This window comes from Kitasatospora sp. NPDC097643, from assembly GCF_040302625.1.
Taxonomy (GTDB): domain Bacteria; phylum Actinomycetota; class Actinomycetes; order Streptomycetales; family Streptomycetaceae; genus Kitasatospora.
The window spans coordinates 50430-67339 of sequence record NZ_JBEOSA010000050.1 but is presented as its reverse complement, the minus strand read 5'-3'; the positions used below and the strand labels follow the sequence as shown (position 1 = coordinate 67339).

20 protein-coding genes are annotated in these 16910 nt (G+C 72.0%); 8 read left to right on the top strand and 12 right to left on the bottom strand.

Annotation, left to right across the window (positions count from 1 at the left end):
• Window positions 1–182: 182 nt before the first annotated feature.
• The 5 genes from ppdK to ABTY15_RS27520 all read right to left on the bottom strand — a co-directional run bounded on the left by ppdK (window position 183) and on the right by ABTY15_RS27520 (window position 7397).
• Window positions 183–2891, bottom strand: a complete 2709-nt coding sequence (gene ppdK / locus ABTY15_RS27540; RefSeq protein WP_350601012.1) for a pyruvate, phosphate dikinase — start codon at window positions 2889–2891, stop codon at window positions 183–185.
• Between the two features lie 563 nt (window positions 2892–3454).
• The gene (gene dusB / locus ABTY15_RS27535) at window positions 3455–4624 is read right to left on the bottom strand and encodes a tRNA dihydrouridine synthase DusB (RefSeq protein ID WP_350601010.1); all 1170 of its coding nucleotides are present in this window, start codon (window positions 4622–4624) and stop codon (window positions 3455–3457) included.
• Between the two features lie 129 nt (window positions 4625–4753).
• Complete coding sequence (locus tag ABTY15_RS27530) at window positions 4754–5530, bottom strand: DUF4097 family beta strand repeat-containing protein (RefSeq protein WP_350601007.1); 777 nt, start codon at window positions 5528–5530, stop codon at window positions 4754–4756.
• Between the two features lie 2 nt (window positions 5531–5532).
• A complete protein-coding gene (locus ABTY15_RS27525) occupies window positions 5533–6177 on the bottom strand; it encodes a response regulator (RefSeq protein WP_350601004.1) in 645 nt (214 codons plus the stop codon).
• On the bottom strand, window positions 6165–7397 hold the full coding sequence (locus tag ABTY15_RS27520; protein WP_350601001.1) for a sensor histidine kinase: 1233 nt from the start codon (window positions 7395–7397) through the stop codon (window positions 6165–6167). The genes ABTY15_RS27525 and ABTY15_RS27520 overlap by 13 nt, the downstream gene beginning before the upstream one ends.
• A gap of 135 nt (window positions 7398–7532) precedes the next feature.
• Here ABTY15_RS27520 and ABTY15_RS27515 point away from each other — a divergent pair, with 135 nt between their 5' ends.
• Entirely contained in the window at window positions 7533–8183 is a 651-nt protein-coding gene (locus tag ABTY15_RS27515) for a hypothetical protein (protein WP_350600998.1), read from the top strand.
• The gene (locus ABTY15_RS27510) at window positions 8180–8569 is read left to right on the top strand and encodes a hypothetical protein (protein ID WP_350600993.1); all 390 of its coding nucleotides are present in this window, start codon (window positions 8180–8182) and stop codon (window positions 8567–8569) included. The genes ABTY15_RS27515 and ABTY15_RS27510 overlap by 4 nt, the downstream gene beginning before the upstream one ends.
• A gap of 35 nt (window positions 8570–8604) precedes the next feature.
• Here the strand turns inward: ABTY15_RS27510 and ABTY15_RS27505 are convergent, their stop codons facing one another.
• Window positions 8605–9483, bottom strand: a complete 879-nt coding sequence (locus tag ABTY15_RS27505) for a helix-turn-helix transcriptional regulator (RefSeq protein WP_350600991.1) — start codon at window positions 9481–9483, stop codon at window positions 8605–8607.
• Window positions 9484–9584: 101 nt separating this feature from the next.
• On the opposite strand from ABTY15_RS27505, the gene ABTY15_RS27500 reads away from it, so the two are divergent.
• Complete coding sequence (locus ABTY15_RS27500) at window positions 9585–11081, top strand: MFS transporter (protein WP_350600988.1); 1497 nt, start codon at window positions 9585–9587, stop codon at window positions 11079–11081.
• A 111-nt stretch (window positions 11082–11192) separates the two neighbouring features.
• On the opposite strand, the gene uppS is transcribed toward ABTY15_RS27500, so the two are convergent.
• The 3 genes from uppS to ABTY15_RS27485 all read right to left on the bottom strand — a co-directional run bounded on the left by uppS (window position 11193) and on the right by ABTY15_RS27485 (window position 13152).
• The gene (gene uppS, locus ABTY15_RS27495) at window positions 11193–11969 is read right to left on the bottom strand and encodes a polyprenyl diphosphate synthase (RefSeq protein ID WP_502893603.1); all 777 of its coding nucleotides are present in this window, start codon (window positions 11967–11969) and stop codon (window positions 11193–11195) included.
• A gap of 77 nt (window positions 11970–12046) precedes the next feature.
• Entirely contained in the window at window positions 12047–12856 is an 810-nt protein-coding gene (locus ABTY15_RS27490) for a hypothetical protein (RefSeq protein WP_350600980.1), read from the bottom strand.
• A complete protein-coding gene (locus ABTY15_RS27485) occupies window positions 12853–13152 on the bottom strand; it encodes a PadR family transcriptional regulator (RefSeq protein ID WP_350600978.1) in 300 nt (99 codons plus the stop codon). Before ABTY15_RS27485 ends, ABTY15_RS27490 begins: the two co-directional genes overlap by 4 nt.
• 207 nt (window positions 13153–13359) lie before the next feature.
• On the opposite strand from ABTY15_RS27485, the gene ABTY15_RS27480 reads away from it, so the two are divergent.
• From ABTY15_RS27480 to ABTY15_RS27470, 3 genes are read left to right on the top strand one after another with little or no spacing between them, the layout of a single operon-like run.
• Window positions 13360–13836 (top strand): hypothetical protein, encoded by a 477-nt coding sequence (locus tag ABTY15_RS27480; protein ID WP_350600977.1) that lies wholly within the window; start codon window positions 13360–13362, stop codon window positions 13834–13836.
• A gap of 23 nt (window positions 13837–13859) precedes the next feature.
• Entirely contained in the window at window positions 13860–14294 is a 435-nt protein-coding gene (locus tag ABTY15_RS27475) for an NUDIX hydrolase (protein ID WP_350600973.1), read from the top strand.
• A gap of 20 nt (window positions 14295–14314) precedes the next feature.
• A complete protein-coding gene (locus tag ABTY15_RS27470) occupies window positions 14315–14665 on the top strand; it encodes a hypothetical protein (protein WP_350600971.1) in 351 nt (116 codons plus the stop codon).
• On the opposite strand, the gene ABTY15_RS27465 is transcribed toward ABTY15_RS27470, so the two are convergent.
• The 3 genes from ABTY15_RS27465 to ABTY15_RS27455 are packed head-to-tail and all read right to left on the bottom strand — an operon-like array spanning window position 14662 to window position 16226.
• Window positions 14662–15129, bottom strand: a complete 468-nt coding sequence (locus ABTY15_RS27465) for an NUDIX domain-containing protein (RefSeq protein WP_350600970.1) — start codon at window positions 15127–15129, stop codon at window positions 14662–14664. The two genes, ABTY15_RS27470 and ABTY15_RS27465, sit on opposite strands and share 4 nt — an antisense overlap.
• A gap of 55 nt (window positions 15130–15184) precedes the next feature.
• Entirely contained in the window at window positions 15185–15397 is a 213-nt protein-coding gene (locus ABTY15_RS27460; protein ID WP_350600969.1) for a DUF397 domain-containing protein, read from the bottom strand.
• Window positions 15384–16226, bottom strand: a complete 843-nt coding sequence (locus tag ABTY15_RS27455) for a helix-turn-helix domain-containing protein (RefSeq protein WP_350600968.1) — start codon at window positions 16224–16226, stop codon at window positions 15384–15386. Before ABTY15_RS27455 ends, ABTY15_RS27460 begins: the two co-directional genes overlap by 14 nt.
• 117 nt (window positions 16227–16343) lie before the next feature.
• Between ABTY15_RS27455 and ABTY15_RS27450 the strand changes: the two genes are divergently transcribed.
• Window positions 16344–16721, top strand: a complete 378-nt coding sequence (locus ABTY15_RS27450; protein ID WP_350600965.1) for a hypothetical protein — start codon at window positions 16344–16346, stop codon at window positions 16719–16721.
• The gene (locus ABTY15_RS27445; RefSeq protein ID WP_350600962.1) at window positions 16718–16900 is read left to right on the top strand and encodes a hypothetical protein; all 183 of its coding nucleotides are present in this window, start codon (window positions 16718–16720) and stop codon (window positions 16898–16900) included. Before ABTY15_RS27450 ends, ABTY15_RS27445 begins: the two co-directional genes overlap by 4 nt.
• The last annotated feature ends 10 nt before the right edge of the window (window positions 16901–16910 follow it).

The window sequence follows — 16910 nt, the reverse complement described above, 5'->3', positions numbered from 1 at the left end:
CAGGATCGTCAACGACTCCGCGTGGTGCTCCATCTCCGCGATGTCGATGATGCCGCTGGGCAGCCGACCGCGGTAGCCGTCCCACCAGTACTTCCCCCTGCGCCGAGCTCCGGTGTACGCCCTCCCGACGGGAGGGGAAGCGGTCAGTCGTACCCGCGCTTGAGTAGGGGATGCCTACCCTCTCAGCGCGAGTCGCTGCCCGCCGACTCGATGGCGGCGCGGCCTGCCTCCAGGCGCGCCACCGGGATCCGGAAGGGGGAGCAGGAGACGTAGTCCAGCCCCACCTCGTGGAAGAAGTGGACCGAGTCCGGGTCGCCGCCGTGCTCGCCGCAGACGCCGAGCTTGAGGTCGGGTCGGGTGGCCCGGCCGGCCTCGACGGCGTGCTTGACGAGCGAGCCGACGCCGTCGCGGTCGATGGTCTCGAACGGGGAGACCCCGAAGATGCCCTTCTCCAGGTAGGCGGTGAAGAACGAGGCCTCCACGTCGTCCCGGGAGAAGCCCCAGACCGTCTGGGTGAGGTCGTTGGTGCCGAAGGAGAAGAACTCGGCGGCCTCGGCGATCTGACCGGCGGTGACCGCGGCGCGCGGCAGCTCGATCATGGTGCCGAGCTTGATGTCCAGCTGGACGCCGGTGGACTGGGCGACCTCGGCGAGCACGCGCTCGCACTCGTCGCGGACCAGCTCCAGCTCCTGGACGGTGCCGACCAGCGGGATCATCACCTCGGGGCGCGGGTCCCCGCCGGCCAGCTTGCGCTCGGCGGCGGCCTCGGCGATGGCGCGGACCTGCATGCCGAACAGGCCGGGGATGACCAGGCCGAGGCGGACGCCGCGCAGACCCAGCATCGGGTTCTGCTCGTGCAGCTTGTGCACCGCCTGGAGCAGGCGCAGGTCGTTCTCGTTCGGGTCCTTGCGGGCCTCGGCGAGGGCGACGCGCACCGACAGCTCGGTGATGTCCGGCAGGAACTCGTGCAGCGGCGGGTCGAGCAGGCGGACGGTGACCGGCAGCCCGTCCATCGCCTGGAAGAGCTCCAGGAAGTCGCTCTTCTGCAGCGGCAGCAGGGTGGAGAGGGCGAGCTCGCGGTCCTTGTCGTTGTCCGCCAGGATCAGGTGCTCGACCTCCTTGCGCCGCTCCTCGCCGAGGAACATGTGCTCGGTGCGGCACAGGCCGATGCCCTGGGCGCCGTAGCGGCGGGCGCGCCCGCCGTCCTCGGCGTTGTCGGCGTTGGCGCGCACCGCGAGGCGGCGGCGGCCGTCGGCGTGCGACATCAGGCGGTGCACGGCCTGGACCAGCCCGCCCTGGACGTCGGCGCCGGCGTGCAGGGTGCCCTCGAAGTACTCGACGACGGGCGAGGGCAGGACGGGTACCTCACCGAGGTAGACCTTGCCGGAGGCACCGTCGATCGAGACGATGTCGCCCTCCTCGACGACCAGGCCGTCGGCGGTGGTGAAGCGGCGGGCCTTGGTGTCGACCTCCAGCTCCTCGGCGCCGCAGACACAGGTCTTGCCCATGCCGCGGGCGACGACGGCGGCGTGCGAGGTCTTGCCGCCGCGCGAGGTGAGGATGCCCTCGGCGGCGATCATGCCGTCCAGGTCGTCCGGGTTGGTCTCCCGGCGGACCAGGATGACCTTCTCGCCGGAACGGGACCACTTGACGGCGGTGTAGGAGTCGAAGACGACCTTGCCGATCGCCGCGCCGGGCGAGGCGGCGAGGCCCCAGCCGATCTGCTTGGACTCGGCGTTCGGGGCGAAGCGCGGGAACATCAGCTGCGAGAGCTGGCCGCCGGTGACCCGCATGAGGGCCTCGTCCAGGTCGATCAGGCCCTGGTCGACCAGCTGGACGGCGATCCGGAAGGCGGCGGCGGCGGTGCGCTTGCCGACGCGGGTCTGGAGCATCCAGAGCTTGCCGCGCTCGATGGTGAACTCGATGTCGCAGAGGTCGCGGTAGTGGTTCTCGAGCTTCTGCATGATCGCCATCAGCTCGTCGTACGACTTCTTGTCGAGCTTCTCCAGCTCGGCCAGCGGCAGGGTGTTGCGGATGCCGGCGACGACGTCCTCGCCCTGGGCGTTGGACAGGTAGTCGCCGTACACGCCCTGGGCGCCCGTGGAGGGGTCGCGGGTGAAGGCGACGCCGGTGCCGGAGTCCTCGCCGAGGTTGCCGAACACCATGGTGCAGACGTTGACCGCGGTGCCGAGGTCGTTCGGGATGCGCTCCTGGCGGCGGTACAGCCGGGCGCGGTCGCCGTTCCAGGAGTGGAACACCGCGTGGATGGCGAGGTCCATCTGCTCGCGCGGGTCCTGCGGGAAGGCCCGGCCGGTCTCGCGCTCGACGATGCCCTTGAACACCTCGACGAGTTCCTGGAGGTCGGAAGCGTCCAGGTCCAGGTCGTTGACGGTGCCCTTGGCGTGCTTGGCCTCGTCCAGGGCCTCCTCGAACAGCTCGCCGTCGACGCCCAGCACGGTCTTGCCGAACATCTGGACCAGGCGGCGGTACGAGTCCCAGGCGAAGCGCTCGTTGCCGGACTGCGCGACGAGGCCGGTCACCGAGACGTCGGAAAGGCCGATGTTGAGGACGGTGTCCATCATGCCGGGCATCGAGAACTTGGCGCCGGAGCGGACCGACACCAGGAGCGGGTTGTCGGCCTGGCCGAGCTTCTTGCCCATCTCCTGCTCGAGCGCGTCCAGGTGGGCGCTGATCTCCTCGTGGAGGGAGGTCGGCTCGCTACCGGTCTCCAGGAAGACCTTGCAGGCCTCGGTGGTGATGGTGAACCCCGGAGGGACGGGGAGGCCCAGGTTGGTCATCTCGGCCAGGTTCGCGCCCTTGCCGCCAAGAAGATCCTTGAGGTCCTTGTTTCCTTCGGTGAAGGAGTAAACAAACTTCTGCTGGGACGGCACGGGTCGGTCTCCTCGTACGCGGTTGCCCTGACGCCGGAGAACATACCCATTTCGAAGGCACTTCTCTGCCCCGAATAGGCCGTACGAGGCCGGTACCCGCTGGTAACCCGCTAGATCGAATGCGCATAAAGGCGTTCACCTCTGTTGGTGAAATCGTCCGGATGACGCGAGGAAGCGTTCAAGTCTTGAACGCAACGAAACGTGAAGATCGCACGATTCGGACGGAGGGTAGCGACGACGGGTCGGTCGCGTTGCCCCGGCTTGATTTCCTGCACCCGAATCGGCCGAACCCCGGCGGTCGGCTTCGGGAAGCGATTCACGGCCGACCTGTCCATTTCGTCCACTGACCCGCCATCAGGCGCCACCGCATGTGGCAAGGGTCACCAGCGCATCTCATCGATCGAACGTAGACGCCCTGCGTCGATCGTCGCACTGTGTCCAGAATCGTGCTCGTTGCGTGACGCCAGAACGCCGAAAAGGAGCCCTCTTGTCCAGGATGGACAAGAGGGCTGGGACTGAGTGGCAGTCAGCCCCTGAGGGGCATTTTTGCCACTACGGATAGATCATCCGCCAGAGGTGTCCGATTCGGCATCCTCGCCCGGGCGGGCGCAGTCGTACGGATCGTCCAACCAACCCTCCGGCAGCACCACCCGGCCGTTGCCGCTGGTGCGGCCGCGCGGGCCGTCCGCGCCGTCCGGCCAGCCCTGCGACTGCTCCACCAGGGAGAGGGTTTCGGCCAGTTCGGCCAGGGAGGAGGAGTTGGCCAGCTTCACCCGCAGCTCCGAGCCGACCGAGAAGCCCTTGGTGTACCAGGCGACGTGCTTGCGGAAGTCGATCACACCGCGCGCCTCGTCCCCGATCCACTCGCCGAGCAGCTGGGCGTGGCGCACCATCGCCCGCGCCACGTAGCCGAAGTCCGGGCGGGCGTAGTCGACGTCGCCCTCGAAGATCGCGACCAGGTCCCGGAACAGCCACGGGCGGCCCAGGCAGCCGCGGCCCACCACGACGCCGTCGCAGCCGGTCTCCCGCATCATCCGGACAGCGTCGTCCGCCGACCAGATGTCGCCGTTACCCAGCACCGGGACGTGCGCCGGCACCGAGTCGCGCAGCCGGGCGATCGCCGACCAGTCGGCCGTGCCGCCGTAGTGCTGGGCGGCGGTGCGGCCGTGCAGGGCGATCGCGGACACGCCCTCCTCGGCGCCGATCCGGCCGGCGTCCAGGTAGGTGAGGTGGTCGTCGTCGATGCCCTTGCGCATCTTCATGGTCACCGGCAGGTCACCCGCGTTGGCCACGGCCTCGCGCAGGATCTCGCGCAGCAGGTTGCGCTTGTACGGCAGCGCCGAGCCGCCGCCCTTGCGGGTCACCTTGGGGACGGGGCAGCCGAAGTTGAGGTCGATGTGGTCGGCCAGGCCCTCGTCCGCGATCATCCGGGCGGCCTTGCCGACCGTCGCCGGGTCCACGCCGTACAGCTGGATCGAGCGCGGCTTCTCGCTGGCGTCGAACTTGATCAGCTGCATGGTCTTGGCGTTGCGCTCGACCAGCGCCCGGGTGGTGATCATCTCCGAGACGTACAGGCCCTTGCCGCCGGACTGCTCGCGGCAGAGGGTGCGGAACGGCGCGTTGGTGATGCCGGCCATCGGCGCCAGCACGACGGGCGGCCACACCTGGATCGGGCCGATGTCGAGCGGCGCGAACTCGGCGGTGGTCGCGGTGGGTGCGGGCGTGGCTGTCATGCGCGGCTGACCTCGGGGACGGGGTACGGGGACTCTCCATTGTCCCCCACCCGGATCACCCGCCCGGCGGTGTCCTCCTTGTCCCCTCTATCCCCCGGCTCCTCTCTGCCCCCGGCTCCTCCCCGGTGGCTACCCCGTGGCCGCGTCGATCCGCAGCGAACCCGAGATGACCTCGGCGCGGATGCTGTTCGGGCTGGAGCCGTCGGCCAGCTCGGGGTCGATGTGGCGGCTGCCCGAGCCGGCCTCCCCGCTGAAGGCGTAGCGGCCGCCCTTCGGCACGGTCATCGTCACCGAGCCGGAGGTGGTGCTCACGTCCACCGCGTGCGGGGCCCGGGTGAAGGCCAGCTCCACCGCGCCCGAGGTGGTGGCCGCGTCCACCCGCGCCGAGCTCAGGTCCTCGCCCTTCACCAGCCCCGAGGTGAGGTGCGCGTACACCTCCCCGGACAGGCCGCTCAGCTGGGCCGCCCCCGACGTGCCCTCCAGCCGGACGTTGCCGCTCAGCCCCTCCACGTCGACGCTGCCCGAGCCGAACTGCCCCGACACGTCGGTGCCGGCCGGCACCTCCAGCTCGATCTGCGCGCCGCAACCCAGGTCGACGAACGGCAGCACCAGCCGGCACTGCAGACCGAGGGTGAGCTCGTCCCCCTCGAAGACGGCCGACACCACCGGCTTGCGGATCGTCCAGTCCAGCTGCTGCCGGACCACGACCCGGCCCTCCCGGCCCGGCCGGACCCGCACCGAGGCGTTGCCGGTGTCCAGCTTCAGCTTCCGGATCGACACGTCGTACGGCCGCTCGGCGACCGAGCGCTGCTGCACCACCATCGCCCAGGTCTGCGACCCGCCGCCGATCACCAGCAGCACCGCGGTGACCGTCCCGAGGAGCCGCCAGGTCTTCGCCCCCCGCATCGCTACCCGACCTCCAGGAACCGCAGCACGGCCATCACCCGGCGGTGGCTGTCGTCGGCCGGCGGCAGGTCCAGCTTGGTGAAGATCGAGTTGATGTGCTTGGCCACCGCGCTGTCGCTGACCACCAGCGAGCCGGCGATCGCGGCGTTGGAGCGGCCCTCCGCCATCAGGCCGAGCACGTCCCGCTCGCGCGGGGTCAGCTTCTCCAGCGGGTCCCGGTGGCGGCGCACCAGCAGCTGGGCCACCACCTCCGGGTCCAGCGCGGTGCCGCCCTCGGCGACCCGCTGCAAGGCGTCCACGAAGTCGTCCACGTTGGCCACCCGCTGCTTGAGCAGGTAGCCGACCCCACTGGTGTTGGTGGCCAGCAGGTCGGCGGCATAGCGCTCCTCCACGTACTGGGAGAGCAGCAGCACGGCGACCTCGGGCCACTGCCGGCGGATCACCATGGCGGCCTTCACGCCCTCGTCGGTGAAGCCCGGCGGCATCCGGACGTCCGCCACCACCACCTTCGGGCGGTGCTCCTCCACCGCGGCCAGCAGTTCGTCGGCGTCCCCGACGGCGGCCGCCACCTCGAAGCCCACCGCCTCCAGGACCTTGACCAGGCCGACCCTCAACAGGACCGAGTCCTCGGCGATCACAGCGCGCACGGCAACTCCACGGTGATGGTGGTGGGACCCCCGAGGGGGCTGAGAACGGACAGCGTGCCGTCGACCGAGGCGGCGCGCTTGCGCAGACCGATGAGCCCGGTGCCGCGCGTGGGGTCCGCGCCGCCCACGCCGTCGTCGCTGATGACCAGGCGCAGCCGGCCGCCGGCCGTCCGCACCGAGAGGTCGACCCGCTGCGCGCGGGCGTGCTTGGCCACGTTGGTGAGCGCCTCGGAGACGGTGAAGTAGGCGACCGCCTCGACGGTGGGGGCGATCGGCTCGACCAGGTCGACGTCCAGCCGCACCGGCAGCGGGGCGCGGGCGGCGATGCCGGACAGCGCCGCGTCCAGTCCGCGGTCCTCCAGGACGGCCGGGTGCAGGCCGCGGACCAGGTCGCGCAGCTCGTCGATGGCCGCCTGGGCCTCCTCGTGCGCGTCCACGAGCACCTGCATGACCTCGGGCGGGACGTCCTTGAGGGTGCGCCGGGCCAGGCCCAGGTTCATCGCCAGCGAGGTGAGGCGCTGCTGGGCGCCGTCGTGCAGGTCCCGCTCGATCCGGCGGCGCTCGGCGTCCACCGCGTCCACCAGTCCGGCGCGGCTCTCGGCGATCTCCTCGACCCGCCGCTCCAGCGCCTCCGCCCGGTTCGGGCCCAGCAGCAGCCGGGCCGCGCGCTCCTCCAGCCGGGCCAGCAGCGCCGTCAGCCAGGGCAGGGCGAGCAGCAGCAGCACCCCGGCCACCGTGAGCACCACGTTCGTGCCGGCCTCGTCCTCGTGCAGCGAACTGCTCTCCGGCAGCGCCCACTCCCAGCCGTACAGGGTGGCGGTCACCACGCCGGCGCCCCAGGCGTACAGCAGGGTCAGGGCGCCCACCGCCAGCAGCGGGCCGACCACCAGGTGGTAGCCGACCTGACGCCAGTTCGCCCCGTGCAGGGTGCGCAGCCGCTCCAGCAGCCCGGCCCCCTCCTGCGCCGGGCGCGGGGGCGGCAGCTCCACCCCGTGCAGGGCGCGCAGCCGGCCGCGCTGGAGGGCGGTGAGCGGGCGCACGCAGAGCAGCATCACCGCGAGCAGCGGGAACATCAGCTTGGACTCGGTGACGGCCAGCCAGACCGGCAGCGCCATCGGTATGCCGGCGGCCGTGAAGCGGGTGTCCCGCCAGGTCTGCGCCGACCACGGGGGCCGGCGCAGGCTCCTGACGAGCGCCCGGCGCAACGTGGTGGAGGACATGACGGACAGCCTAGGGCCCGGTGATCAACAGTCACCATGAAGGGGGCTGCCCAGTGGGGGTGTAGCTAGCACCACCCCCGATTCGGGGCGCGGCACCACCGACAACGGACCATGATCGGCGGAAAGCTTGTCGGCATGACGAGCACTGCATCGCACTCCGCCACTCCGCCGCACGGGCGGCCCGGCCCCGGGAGCCACGGGGGTGTCCCCGAGGCCGGCGCACTCCGCGCGGTCGACGGTGGGTTGACGGCGGAGGCGGCGGGTGCGCCGGCGGCGGGTGCGCCGGCGGCGGGGAACGGTCCGGAGGGGACGCTGACGGTCGGGGCCGGTCCCTGGTCGGTGCGCGTGCTGGCCTCCGGCCGCCGCCGCGCCGCCCTGGAGGTGTACCAGCACGGCGAGTTGGCCGACGTGCTGGTCGCCGCCCGGCTCACCCCGCAGCTGCTGCGCGGTGCACGCCGCAGCCCCGCCGCCGGGCGGGCCTCGCACGTGCTCGCCTGGGGCCGGCTGGCCGCCGACGGTTCGGCGCCCTCGGTGGCGTTCACCACCGGGCGGCCGGCCTGGCTGCCCCGCTTCGGCCGGGCGGCGGTCGCCGGTCGGACGGCCGTCGCCGCCGAGGTGGTCCCGGTCGCCGGGCAGTTCTGGCTCGCCTGGGCCGAGGGGCCGTTCGCCGCGGTGCTGGTCCGGCACCCCGGCGGTGACATGACCGAGCGTCAGCCGCTGGAGCGGGTGCGGGCTCAGCGGGCGCAGCGGGCGCAGCGGGCGCGTCGGATCGGGCGTGCCGCATGAGCACCGCCGTTCTCGCCGGCTCCGCGTACGCCCGCCCGGCCCTGCCCGCCCGGTTCGCCCGGGTACCCGCCATGGCCGCCGTCGGACTGCTGCCCTGGCTGGCCATCCTCGCCGTCTGCCACGAGACCCCGTGGGTCGTCCTCGACCTGCTGGAGTTCGCCGCGCTGCTCTCGCTCGACGCCCTGCTGCGCCGGCGCAGCGCCGCCGCCGTCTGGGCCGGCGCGGTCGTCGCCGTGCTGCTGGTCGGCGACGCGCTGGCCGACATCGCCTCCGCCGGCCCGGGCCACGCGGTGCTCGCCGCGCTGGTGATGGCGTTCGGCGTCGAACTGCCGCTGGCCGCCGTGTGCCTGCTGCTCGGGCGGGACGCCGCCGTCCGTCAGAGCTGAGCCACAACGCCCTGTTGCCGCTACGCCCGGCGCCGCTACGCCTCGGTCGGCAGCCGGTCCATCAGCGCGCGGGTCTCCTCGTCGTGCGGGGTGTACGCGATCAACCGCGCCGCCCCCTGCCGCGGCCCCAGCCAGAAGCTCGTGTAGTCGCAGTGCAGCAGCCCCACGCCCGGCACCTGGAACCGCTTCATCCCGTTCCCCGCCCGCTGCACGTCGTGCCGCTGCCAGGCCGCCTCGAAGTCCGGCGAGGCCTTGCGCAGCCGGGCCAGCAGCGTCTTCCAGGCCGGCTCCGCACTGTGGTCCCCCATCGCCCCGCGGAACCTGGCCACCATCACGTCGCGCTCCATGCGGTAGTCCACCAGCGCGTCGCGGAAGTACGACGGGGTGAACGCCAGCCACATCAGATTGCGGTCCTCGAACGGCAGCGCCGCCAGATCGCCCACGATCCCGGTGTACTGGGCGTTGTACGCGAGCACGTCGTAACGGGCGTTGACCACCGCCGCCGGGAACGGCGCCATCTGCTCCAGCACCAGCCGCACGCTCGGGCCGACCGTCGAACACTCCACCGCCGGCACCGGATCCTCCGCCCCCGCCAGGGTGAACAGGTGCGCGCGCTCGCTCGGGTCCAGCAGCAGCGCCCGGGCCACCGCGTCCAGCACCTGGGTGGACACCTGGATGTCCCGCCCCTGCTCCAGCCACGTGTACCAGGTGACCCCGACCGCTGCGAGCTGCGCCACCTCCTCCCGGCGCAGCCCCGGCGTCCGGCGGCGCCCGGTCATCGGCAGGCCCACCTGCTCCGGGGAGATCCGCTCACGGCGGCTGCGCAGGAAGGCGGCCAGCTCGTGGCGGCGGGCGTCCGCGGGGGCGTGGGCGTTCGGGACGGGGCCCTGGGCCGTGGGGGTGGTGAGGCTCATACTCCTAGGATGCGGCAGGGCTCATCCTGTTGCCAGGTACTTCTTATACCTGGATAACCTGTATCTGGTACCAGGGTACGGGTGGGCGCATCGTATGACCCGTGACCCAACAACTCGCCGTCGCCCCCACACCCGTCCGCACCGCCACCACCCCCGGCACCGCGGCCGCCGCCCCCTCCGCCCCCTCTGCCCCCTCCGCCCCCGGCTCCGCCGGCGCCCCGTCCCTCGGCACCGCCGGGCTGGTCACCGTACTGCTCGGGGCCTTCCTGCCGATGCTCGACTTCTTCATCGTCAACGTCGCGCTGCCCACCATCGACCACGACCTGGCCGCCGGGCCCGCCGTCCTCGAACTCGTCGCCGCCGGCTACGGCATCGCCTTCGCCGTCCTGCTCGTCCTCGGCGGGCGCCTCGGCGACATCTTCGGCCGCCGCCGGCTCTTCGTCATCGGCGCCGCCGCCTTCGCCCTCACCTCGCTGGCCTGCGGCCTCGCCCCCGGAGCGTGGTCGCTGGTCGCCGCCCGCGCCGCCCAGGGCGCCTCGGCCGCGCTGCTGATCCCGCAGGTCCTCGGCACCATCACCGCCGCCACCGACGGCGCCCGGCGCGGCCGCGCGCTCAGCGTGTACGGGGCCGTCGGCGGCATCTCCGTCGTCATCGGGCAGGTGCTCGGCGGGATGCTCGTCGCCGCCGACGTGTTCGGCACCGGCTGGCGCTCCGTCTTCCTGCTCAACGTGCCGTTCGCGCTGCTCGCCGTGGTCCTCGCGGTCCGCTTCGTCCCCGAGAGCCGCGCCGCCCAGGCCTCCCGCATCGACGTGCCCGGCACCCTGCTGCTCACCGCCGCGCTGCTCGCCCTGCTCGTCCCGCTGATGGAGGGCCGCGCCGCCGGCTGGCCGCTCTGGTCCTGGGTGCTGCTCGGCCTCTTCCCCGTCCTGGCCCTCGCCTTCGCCGCCGTCGAACGCCGGGCCGAACGGCGCGGCGCCACCCCGCTGGTGCCGCCGAGCCTGCTGCGCATCCCCGAGATGCGGCGCGGCCTCGGCATCGCCCTCCCCTTCTTCGGCGGCTTCGGCGGCTTCATGTTCGTCATCGCCGTCGCCCTCCAGCAGGGCCTGCACCTCGGCCCGGTCGCCGCGGGCTGGGCGCTCGTCCCGATGGCCGTCGGCTACTTCACCGCCTCCCTCGCCAGCCCCCGGCTGATCGGCCGCTTCGGCAGCCGGATCCTCACCGCCGGCGCGGCCGTCCAGGCCACCGGGCTCGCCACCCTCGCCGTCACCGTCCTCGCCGACTGGGGCCACTTCTCCCCGCTGCGGATGGCCCCCGGCGTCGCCCTCGCGGGCATCGGCCAGGGCCTGATCGGCACCCCGCTGTTCCGGATCGTGCTCTCCAAGGTCCCGGCCGCCCGGGCCGGCGTCGGCAGCGGCGTGCTCGCCACCAGCCAGCAGTCCAGCCTCGCCCTCGGCGTCGCCACCCTCGGCACCCTCTACCTGTCCCTCGCCCCCACCCTCGGCACCGCCGACGCCCTCGCCCTCTGCCTGGGCCTCCAGTTCCTCGGCTCCCTCACCGTCCTCTACCTGACCACCCACCTCCCCCGCTCCATCGGCTGAGCCCCAGCAGACGGGTCACAGCAGCACGGCGGCGGCCCCGCGCCCACCGGTCAACCCCGGTGGGCACGGGGCCGCCGTCATGGAGTCCTCCGCTTCGGGTCGGCCCGGTGCTCAGCCGCCGTAGCGCCGTTGGCGGGCGGCGAAGCTGCGGACGGCGCGCAGGAAGTCGAGTTCGCGGAAGGCCGGCCAGTAGGCGTCGCAGAAGTACAGCTCGGAGTAGGCGCTCTGCCAGAGCAGGAAGTTCGACAGCCGCTTCTCGCCGCTGGTGCGGATGACCAGGTCGGGGTGCGGACGGCCGGCGGTGTACAGGTGCGGTTCGATGGACTCGACGGTGAGGCTGTCGGCGACCTCGGTCAGCGACGCGCCGGCGTCGGCGCGCGTGTACATCAGCTCGCGCAGCGCCTCCACCACCTCCTGGCGGCCGCCGTAGCCGACCGCCAGGGTGACGGTCGCGCCGGTGGCGCAGGTGCGGGTGGCCTCGACCGCCCCCTTGAGGGCGCGGGCCGTACTCTCCGGCAGGGCGTCGATCAAGCCGGCCAGGTGGACCTGCCAGTGCGGGTCGGGCACGGTCAGCCGGTCGGCCACCACCTGCTCGATCAGCGCCATCAGGTAGGCGACTTCGGCGTCGTCGCGGCGTTGCAGGTTCTCGGTCGAGCAGACGAAGACGCTGACGTGCTGGACCCCGAGCGCCTGGCACCAGGACAGCACCTCCTCGACGTGCTCGGCGCCGCGCCGGTGGCCGACACCGGGGTCGGTCAGGCCCATCGCCCGGGCCCAGCGGCGGTTGCCGTCCATGATCAGCCCGACGTGTCCGGGCAGCGGGCCCGCCATCACCTGGCGGCGCAGGCGGCGGGTGTAGAGCGAGTGCAGCAGGTCGGGCATGTTCACCGTCCAAGTGGTGCGGTGCGGACCGGAGTTCGGTCGGGCCGGAGTTCGACCGGCCCGGGAGTGGGATCGGCACGGCTTCAGCTCGCCGGGGGCAGAGCCCGCAGGTCCCGCAGGGTGCCCGCGCAGACCGCCGTGAGCAGGAGCAGCCCCGCCCCGACCGCCGCGCCGAGCGGGTGGAACACGCCACCGGCCAGCGAGACCCCGAGGATGGTCGCGCCGCCGGTCGCGCTGGCGGCGGCCAGAGCGGACACGCCGAGGCGGAGCCGCCCGGTGCCCGGCGGGACGACCACGTCCGCGCCGACCCCGGTGAAGATCCGCGGGATCTGGATCGCGCCCAGCCCGAGGGCGATCCACCAGCCGGCGATCACGGCGGTGCGCAGGGTGGGCGGCGAGGTGTCGATGCCGCTGTGCACGACGAGCACGGCGGTCGTCCCGAAGGCCGTCGGTACGGCCAGGCGGCGCAGCGCCCAGCGCAGCAGCGTCACGACGGCGCCCACGGTCGGTCGGGGCCGGGGTGCGACCAGGGCGATGCCGAGCAGCAGGAGCGTGGTGCTGACGTGCATGATCGCGCCGCGGGCACCGTAGGCGGAGAGCCCGTCACCGGGGCCGCCCGGGCCACCCGGGTCGGCCTGCTCGGCGGCGAGGTGGCTGAGGAACCAGGCGGCGAGGGCGACCGTGATGCCCATCGTCGCCACCCGCCGCTGCCGCTGGGTGCGGGAGTCGGCGGGCCAGAGCGCGGGGTGCAGCCACATGTCGACGATCCCCACCACCAGGTTGGGCCACGACTTCCAGCCCGCACCCCGGGCCTCGTCCTCCACCATGGCGCCCCAGCGCTCACGGAAGGCGTCCGGGTAGAGCCTGACCAGGCTCCGGGCGACGACGCTCACGCCGGGTTCACCCCCAGGCGCCGCAGCCCGACGTTCGCCACCCGGGCCATGGTGCGCAGTTCGCGCTCCAGCACCTCCCGCCCCCGGGGCGTCAGCCGTACCGGGCGCTGGCGCCCCTGGCCGTCGAGCGACTCGATCAGCTGCTTGGACTCCAGCCGGGTCAGCGCGCCGTACAGGCTGCCCGGGCCGAGGCGTTCGCCGGTCAGCTCCTCGATGGCGGTGTTGATCGCGTACCCGTGCAGCGGCCCGTCGGCGAGTGCGCAAAGCACCAGCGTCTGGGCGTCGTTGGCTTGCATGGCGTCCCCTTTCGCTTCGTTCTGACGCCGCACCATACTACGTGGCACGAAGTACGCGCCACGTAGCACCCGGCGCGTATCAGTCGGGCCGGGACGAGGTCTTGAGGTGCCATCAGTCCGGGCAGAGTGAGTACGCGTACTCATGTGGTGGGACGGCCCCGTCGGTGAGGCTCGAATCGTCCGCACCGCACATCCGGGGGAACCGTCATGCCAGCCGAACTCGCAGCCCGCCTCGTCGCCCGACCCACGGCCTCGCGGCTGTTGCTGGGCGGAGCGGGGCTCTGGGGCATCGCACCCTTCTACGCGATGGCGGCGCGGCCGTCCCCGGTCAACGTCGACGCGCTGCCGCCCCGGTCGGAGTGGGGCGCGGCGGAGTACGAGACGGAGCAGCTGAACAGCCTGGTCGTGACGATCAGCGGCCTGATGATCCTCACGGTGGCGGCGGCGGGAGCCTGGTTCTGGGCCTACGCCGCGATGCGCGTGCGGCGCGGGAAGCCGGTCACGTCGGGGTTCGTCATCGGCACGGCCCTGGGCACCGGGCTGCTGGCGGTCGTCGGCACCCGCCGGATCTTCCACACCCTGGAGAGCGCACCCGCCCTCGGCGTCCTGGTCCCGCTGCTGGCGGCCAGCCTGGCCGCCCTGGCGCTCGCGGTCGCGGCCCGAAAAGCTCCGTCCGAGTCCTAGCCTTTGAGAGGGGCACAGCAGCCATGCACCGGGAGACCCAGCACGTGGCCAAGCCGCACAACCTGGCCGTGACCGCCGTCGTGAACGGCCAGGAGCGCGTGCTGATGCGGTGGCGGCACCGGCGCGCGACCGACACCTGGGCCTGGGAGTTACCCACGGGACCGATCCAGCCGCACGAGACGCCGGCCGAGGCCGCCGTCCGCGAGCTCCTGGAGAACTCCGGCTGGCGCGTGAGCGGCCTCAGCCCCCTCGTCTACGCCCAACCGGCCGACGGAACCACCGACTCCGAGCACCTCGTCTTCCGCGCCGAGCCGGTCGAACGCATCGGCCCGCCGGTCGAACGCACCGAGTGGATCCCGCTCGCCGAGCTGCGCGGCATGATCGACCGCCACGAGATCGTCAGCAGCGCGACCCTCGTGGGCGTGCTGTACCTGCTGCTCGACGAAGCCGGCCGCTGACCACACGGCAGAATGCCCCCGTGCTTCCTCCCCGACTGCTGTGGTGCGACCCCCGCCCCATCCTCACGTACAACCTCCAGGAACCCGTGACGGTCGTCGTCCGCGACCCCGAGTTCTACGAGCCCACCGAGGATGACGACTGCACGCACTACTGGTACTACTGCCAGACCCACAGCTGCGACTACCGGGACGCCGGATGCCAGGGCGGGCCGGCGCATCTCATCGCCCTGCACTGCCGGGACCACGGGCCGGAGAGCATGTGGCCACAGCCCCGGATGCTGATGCTCCCCGCAGGCTTCACCCCGCCGCTCAGCGATGAGCAGCTGGCCTGGATCAAGTCCGACGAGGAGGAGGACGCCCCGGCTCCCTAGCGGACGACAGGGAATCGACCGCTCCGCCAGTCGGCGAGGCGCTTGCGGATGCTCGGGACCATGGGCAGGCCGTCCGTTTCGGCCGGGGAGAACCAGCCGACCTCGAACGACTCGTCGGAGGTGCGGAGTTCGCCGCCGACCGGCTTGCCGAGGAGGCAGATCGAGAACTCCTGGCGGACCTCGCCGTCGTCGTAGGCGAGTATGTGGGACGGGTTGGTGTAGGTGCCTACAAGGCCGGTGATGGAAATGTCGACGCCGGTCTCCTCACGGGTCTCGCGGATCCCGCAGTCGGCGATGGACTCGCCCAACTCCATGACCCCGCCCGGCAATGCCCACATGCCGTTGTCGGTACGGCGCTGGAGCAGGACCCGGCCGAGGCCGTCGACCACGACGACCGAGGCGGCCGGCACCAGGCTGTTGGGCTTGGGGGCATCCGGGTCGCCCTCGTAGTCACGCCTGGCCATGCGGGTGCCTCCGGCGGGGTGGGCGGCCTTGGGCGCAGGGCCCAAGGCCGCGCGGTCAGATGGTGGTGGTACCGAACTCGCCCGCGCGGACGGCGGTCACGAAGGACTGCCAGGCGGCGGGGGTGAAGGCGAGAGCCGGGCCGTTGGGGTCCTTGGAGTCGCGCACACGGCCGGGGTTGGCGTCGTCGACCTCGACGCAGGAGGCACCACTGCCGCCGCTGTAACTGCTCTTACGCCATTGGGCGGGCGGCTGGTCAAGCTTGCGCATTCTCATGCTCCTCCGCCGCCGACAGGATCAGGGCCAGGGACGCCTCCGGCGACAAAGCAGCGGCCCGCACGAGATCGTAGGCCCGGTGGCATCTGGCCACCAACCGAGTATCGTCGAGGAGTTGACCCGCGTGCGGACCTTCGCTATAAGCAAGGGGCGGGGAATCAGCGAAGGTCATCAGGCACAGCAGCCCTTCGAGTAGCGCATGCGCACCAGCCTCGTACGTGACCACCTGAACGATCGCGCGACGGCGAGCAGCCAGCTCAGCGACGTAGCGCAGTTGGGCAGCAGAAATGCCGTGACTCCCAACGACGCGCCGAAGGACAGCCTCGTCGAGGACGTACCACAGCACTGGCCCTGCTGGATTCGTGACGATGCGGGAACGCTCCATCCGCGCCGCGACCAACTGCTCCAGCTCTTCGTCTGTTCGCGTCGGTTCAGCCCCCAGGAAGATGGCGCGAGCATAGTCCGGAGTCTGCAATACCCCCGGCACGATGAGAGCCGCGAACTCACTGATACTGATCGCCTGGCTCTCATACTCCTTCGCATGCTTGAAGTAGTCAGGGAACCGCGAGAAATCCAGCAGGGAGTGCAGCCGCTCCAACACGCCACCTGTAGCAAGCGCCTCATCGATCCGCTGGGACAGGTCGAGCTGCGGCACCCGCACCGCCGCCTCCAACTGCCCGATGTACCCGCCGGAAACGAAGACGAGCGCCCCGAGCTTCTCCTGGGTCAGCTTCGGCGTGACGGCCTCGCGGATTCTCCGCAGTTCGGAGCCGTAGTACTCACGTGGAGTCATCCCTCCGGGGATGGCTTCAGGCCTGGGCATCGCGCTCTCCCAAAATTCCTACAGGCAACGGGCTGTGGCCATTTGGTTCCACAGCGTATCGCCAAGGCGGCAATCTGGAAGGGCAATCCCAGAAGTCACCCTCCCAGGAGCAGCGCCATGGCTTCCATGCTGAGAAAGATCACCGCCGAGGACCGCCGCGAGGCCGCCGATGCCCTCGACGACCTCAAGGCGACCCTCGCCTACGCGGGGACCGAACTCCCCTCCCTCGGGATCGACTGGCAGTGCGCCAGCGTCACCGGCGTGGTCCTCATCGACCTCGGCGCCGCTCCGACCTCGGTCGTCCTCAAGATCCTCGACACCCTCCGCGCCGGCGTCCGCGCCCGCCGCGAGCAGGCCGACCAGGGGCCCTGGCAGCCCTCCGTCGGCATGTCCGTCACCCTCCGGGCGCCCGGCGGCATCCCCCTCGCCGCCAAAGTCGTCGGCGCCAACGGCAAGTTGATCAGCATCCGCCTCGACCACCGGGACATCCCGTGACCACCACCGCCCCCTTCACCCCCACCCCCGGCAGCCTCGTCCACGACAGCCGCACAAAGCAGTCCGGCATCCTGATGGACGTCATCGCGGGCCTGTTCTACCTCCGCCCGCCGGGCGGCGGCATCGAGTGGACCGCACGCCCCGAGGACGTCAACCCCCCTCCCCCACAGGCATCGTGACGTTACCAAC

Bases quoted from the DNA above. Each gene is read 5' to 3' on its own strand.
- ABTY15_RS27485 (WP_350600978.1), bottom strand. From the start codon at position 13,152: ATGCAAGCCAACGACGCCCAGACGCTGGTGCTTTGCGCACTCGCCGAC.
- ABTY15_RS27455 (WP_350600968.1), bottom strand. From the start codon at position 16,226: ATGCCCAGGCCTGAAGCCATCCCCGGAGGGATGACTCCACGTGAGTAC.
- ABTY15_RS27465 (WP_350600970.1), bottom strand. From the start codon at position 15,129: ATGGCCAGGCGTGACTACGAGGGCGACCCGGATGCCCCCAAGCCCAAC.
- ABTY15_RS27460 (WP_350600969.1), bottom strand. From the start codon at position 15,397: ATGCGCAAGCTTGACCAGCCGCCCGCCCAATGGCGTAAGAGCAGTTAC.
- ABTY15_RS27505 (WP_350600991.1), bottom strand. From the start codon at position 9,483: ATGAGCCTCACCACCCCCACGGCCCAGGGCCCCGTCCCGAACGCCCAC.
- ABTY15_RS27475 (WP_350600973.1), top strand. From the start codon at position 13,860: ATGCACCGGGAGACCCAGCACGTGGCCAAGCCGCACAACCTGGCCGTG.
- ABTY15_RS27520 (WP_350601001.1), bottom strand. From the start codon at position 7,397: ATGTCCTCCACCACGTTGCGCCGGGCGCTCGTCAGGAGCCTGCGCCGG.
- ABTY15_RS27480 (WP_350600977.1), top strand. From the start codon at position 13,360: ATGCCAGCCGAACTCGCAGCCCGCCTCGTCGCCCGACCCACGGCCTCG.
- ABTY15_RS27450 (WP_350600965.1), top strand. From the start codon at position 16,344: ATGGCTTCCATGCTGAGAAAGATCACCGCCGAGGACCGCCGCGAGGCC.
- ABTY15_RS27515 (WP_350600998.1), top strand. From the start codon at position 7,533: ATGACGAGCACTGCATCGCACTCCGCCACTCCGCCGCACGGGCGGCCC.
- ABTY15_RS27530 (WP_350601007.1), bottom strand. From the start codon at position 5,530: ATGCGGGGGGCGAAGACCTGGCGGCTCCTCGGGACGGTCACCGCGGTG.
- ABTY15_RS27510 (WP_350600993.1), top strand. From the start codon at position 8,180: ATGAGCACCGCCGTTCTCGCCGGCTCCGCGTACGCCCGCCCGGCCCTG.
- dusB (WP_350601010.1), bottom strand. From the start codon at position 4,624: ATGACAGCCACGCCCGCACCCACCGCGACCACCGCCGAGTTCGCGCCG.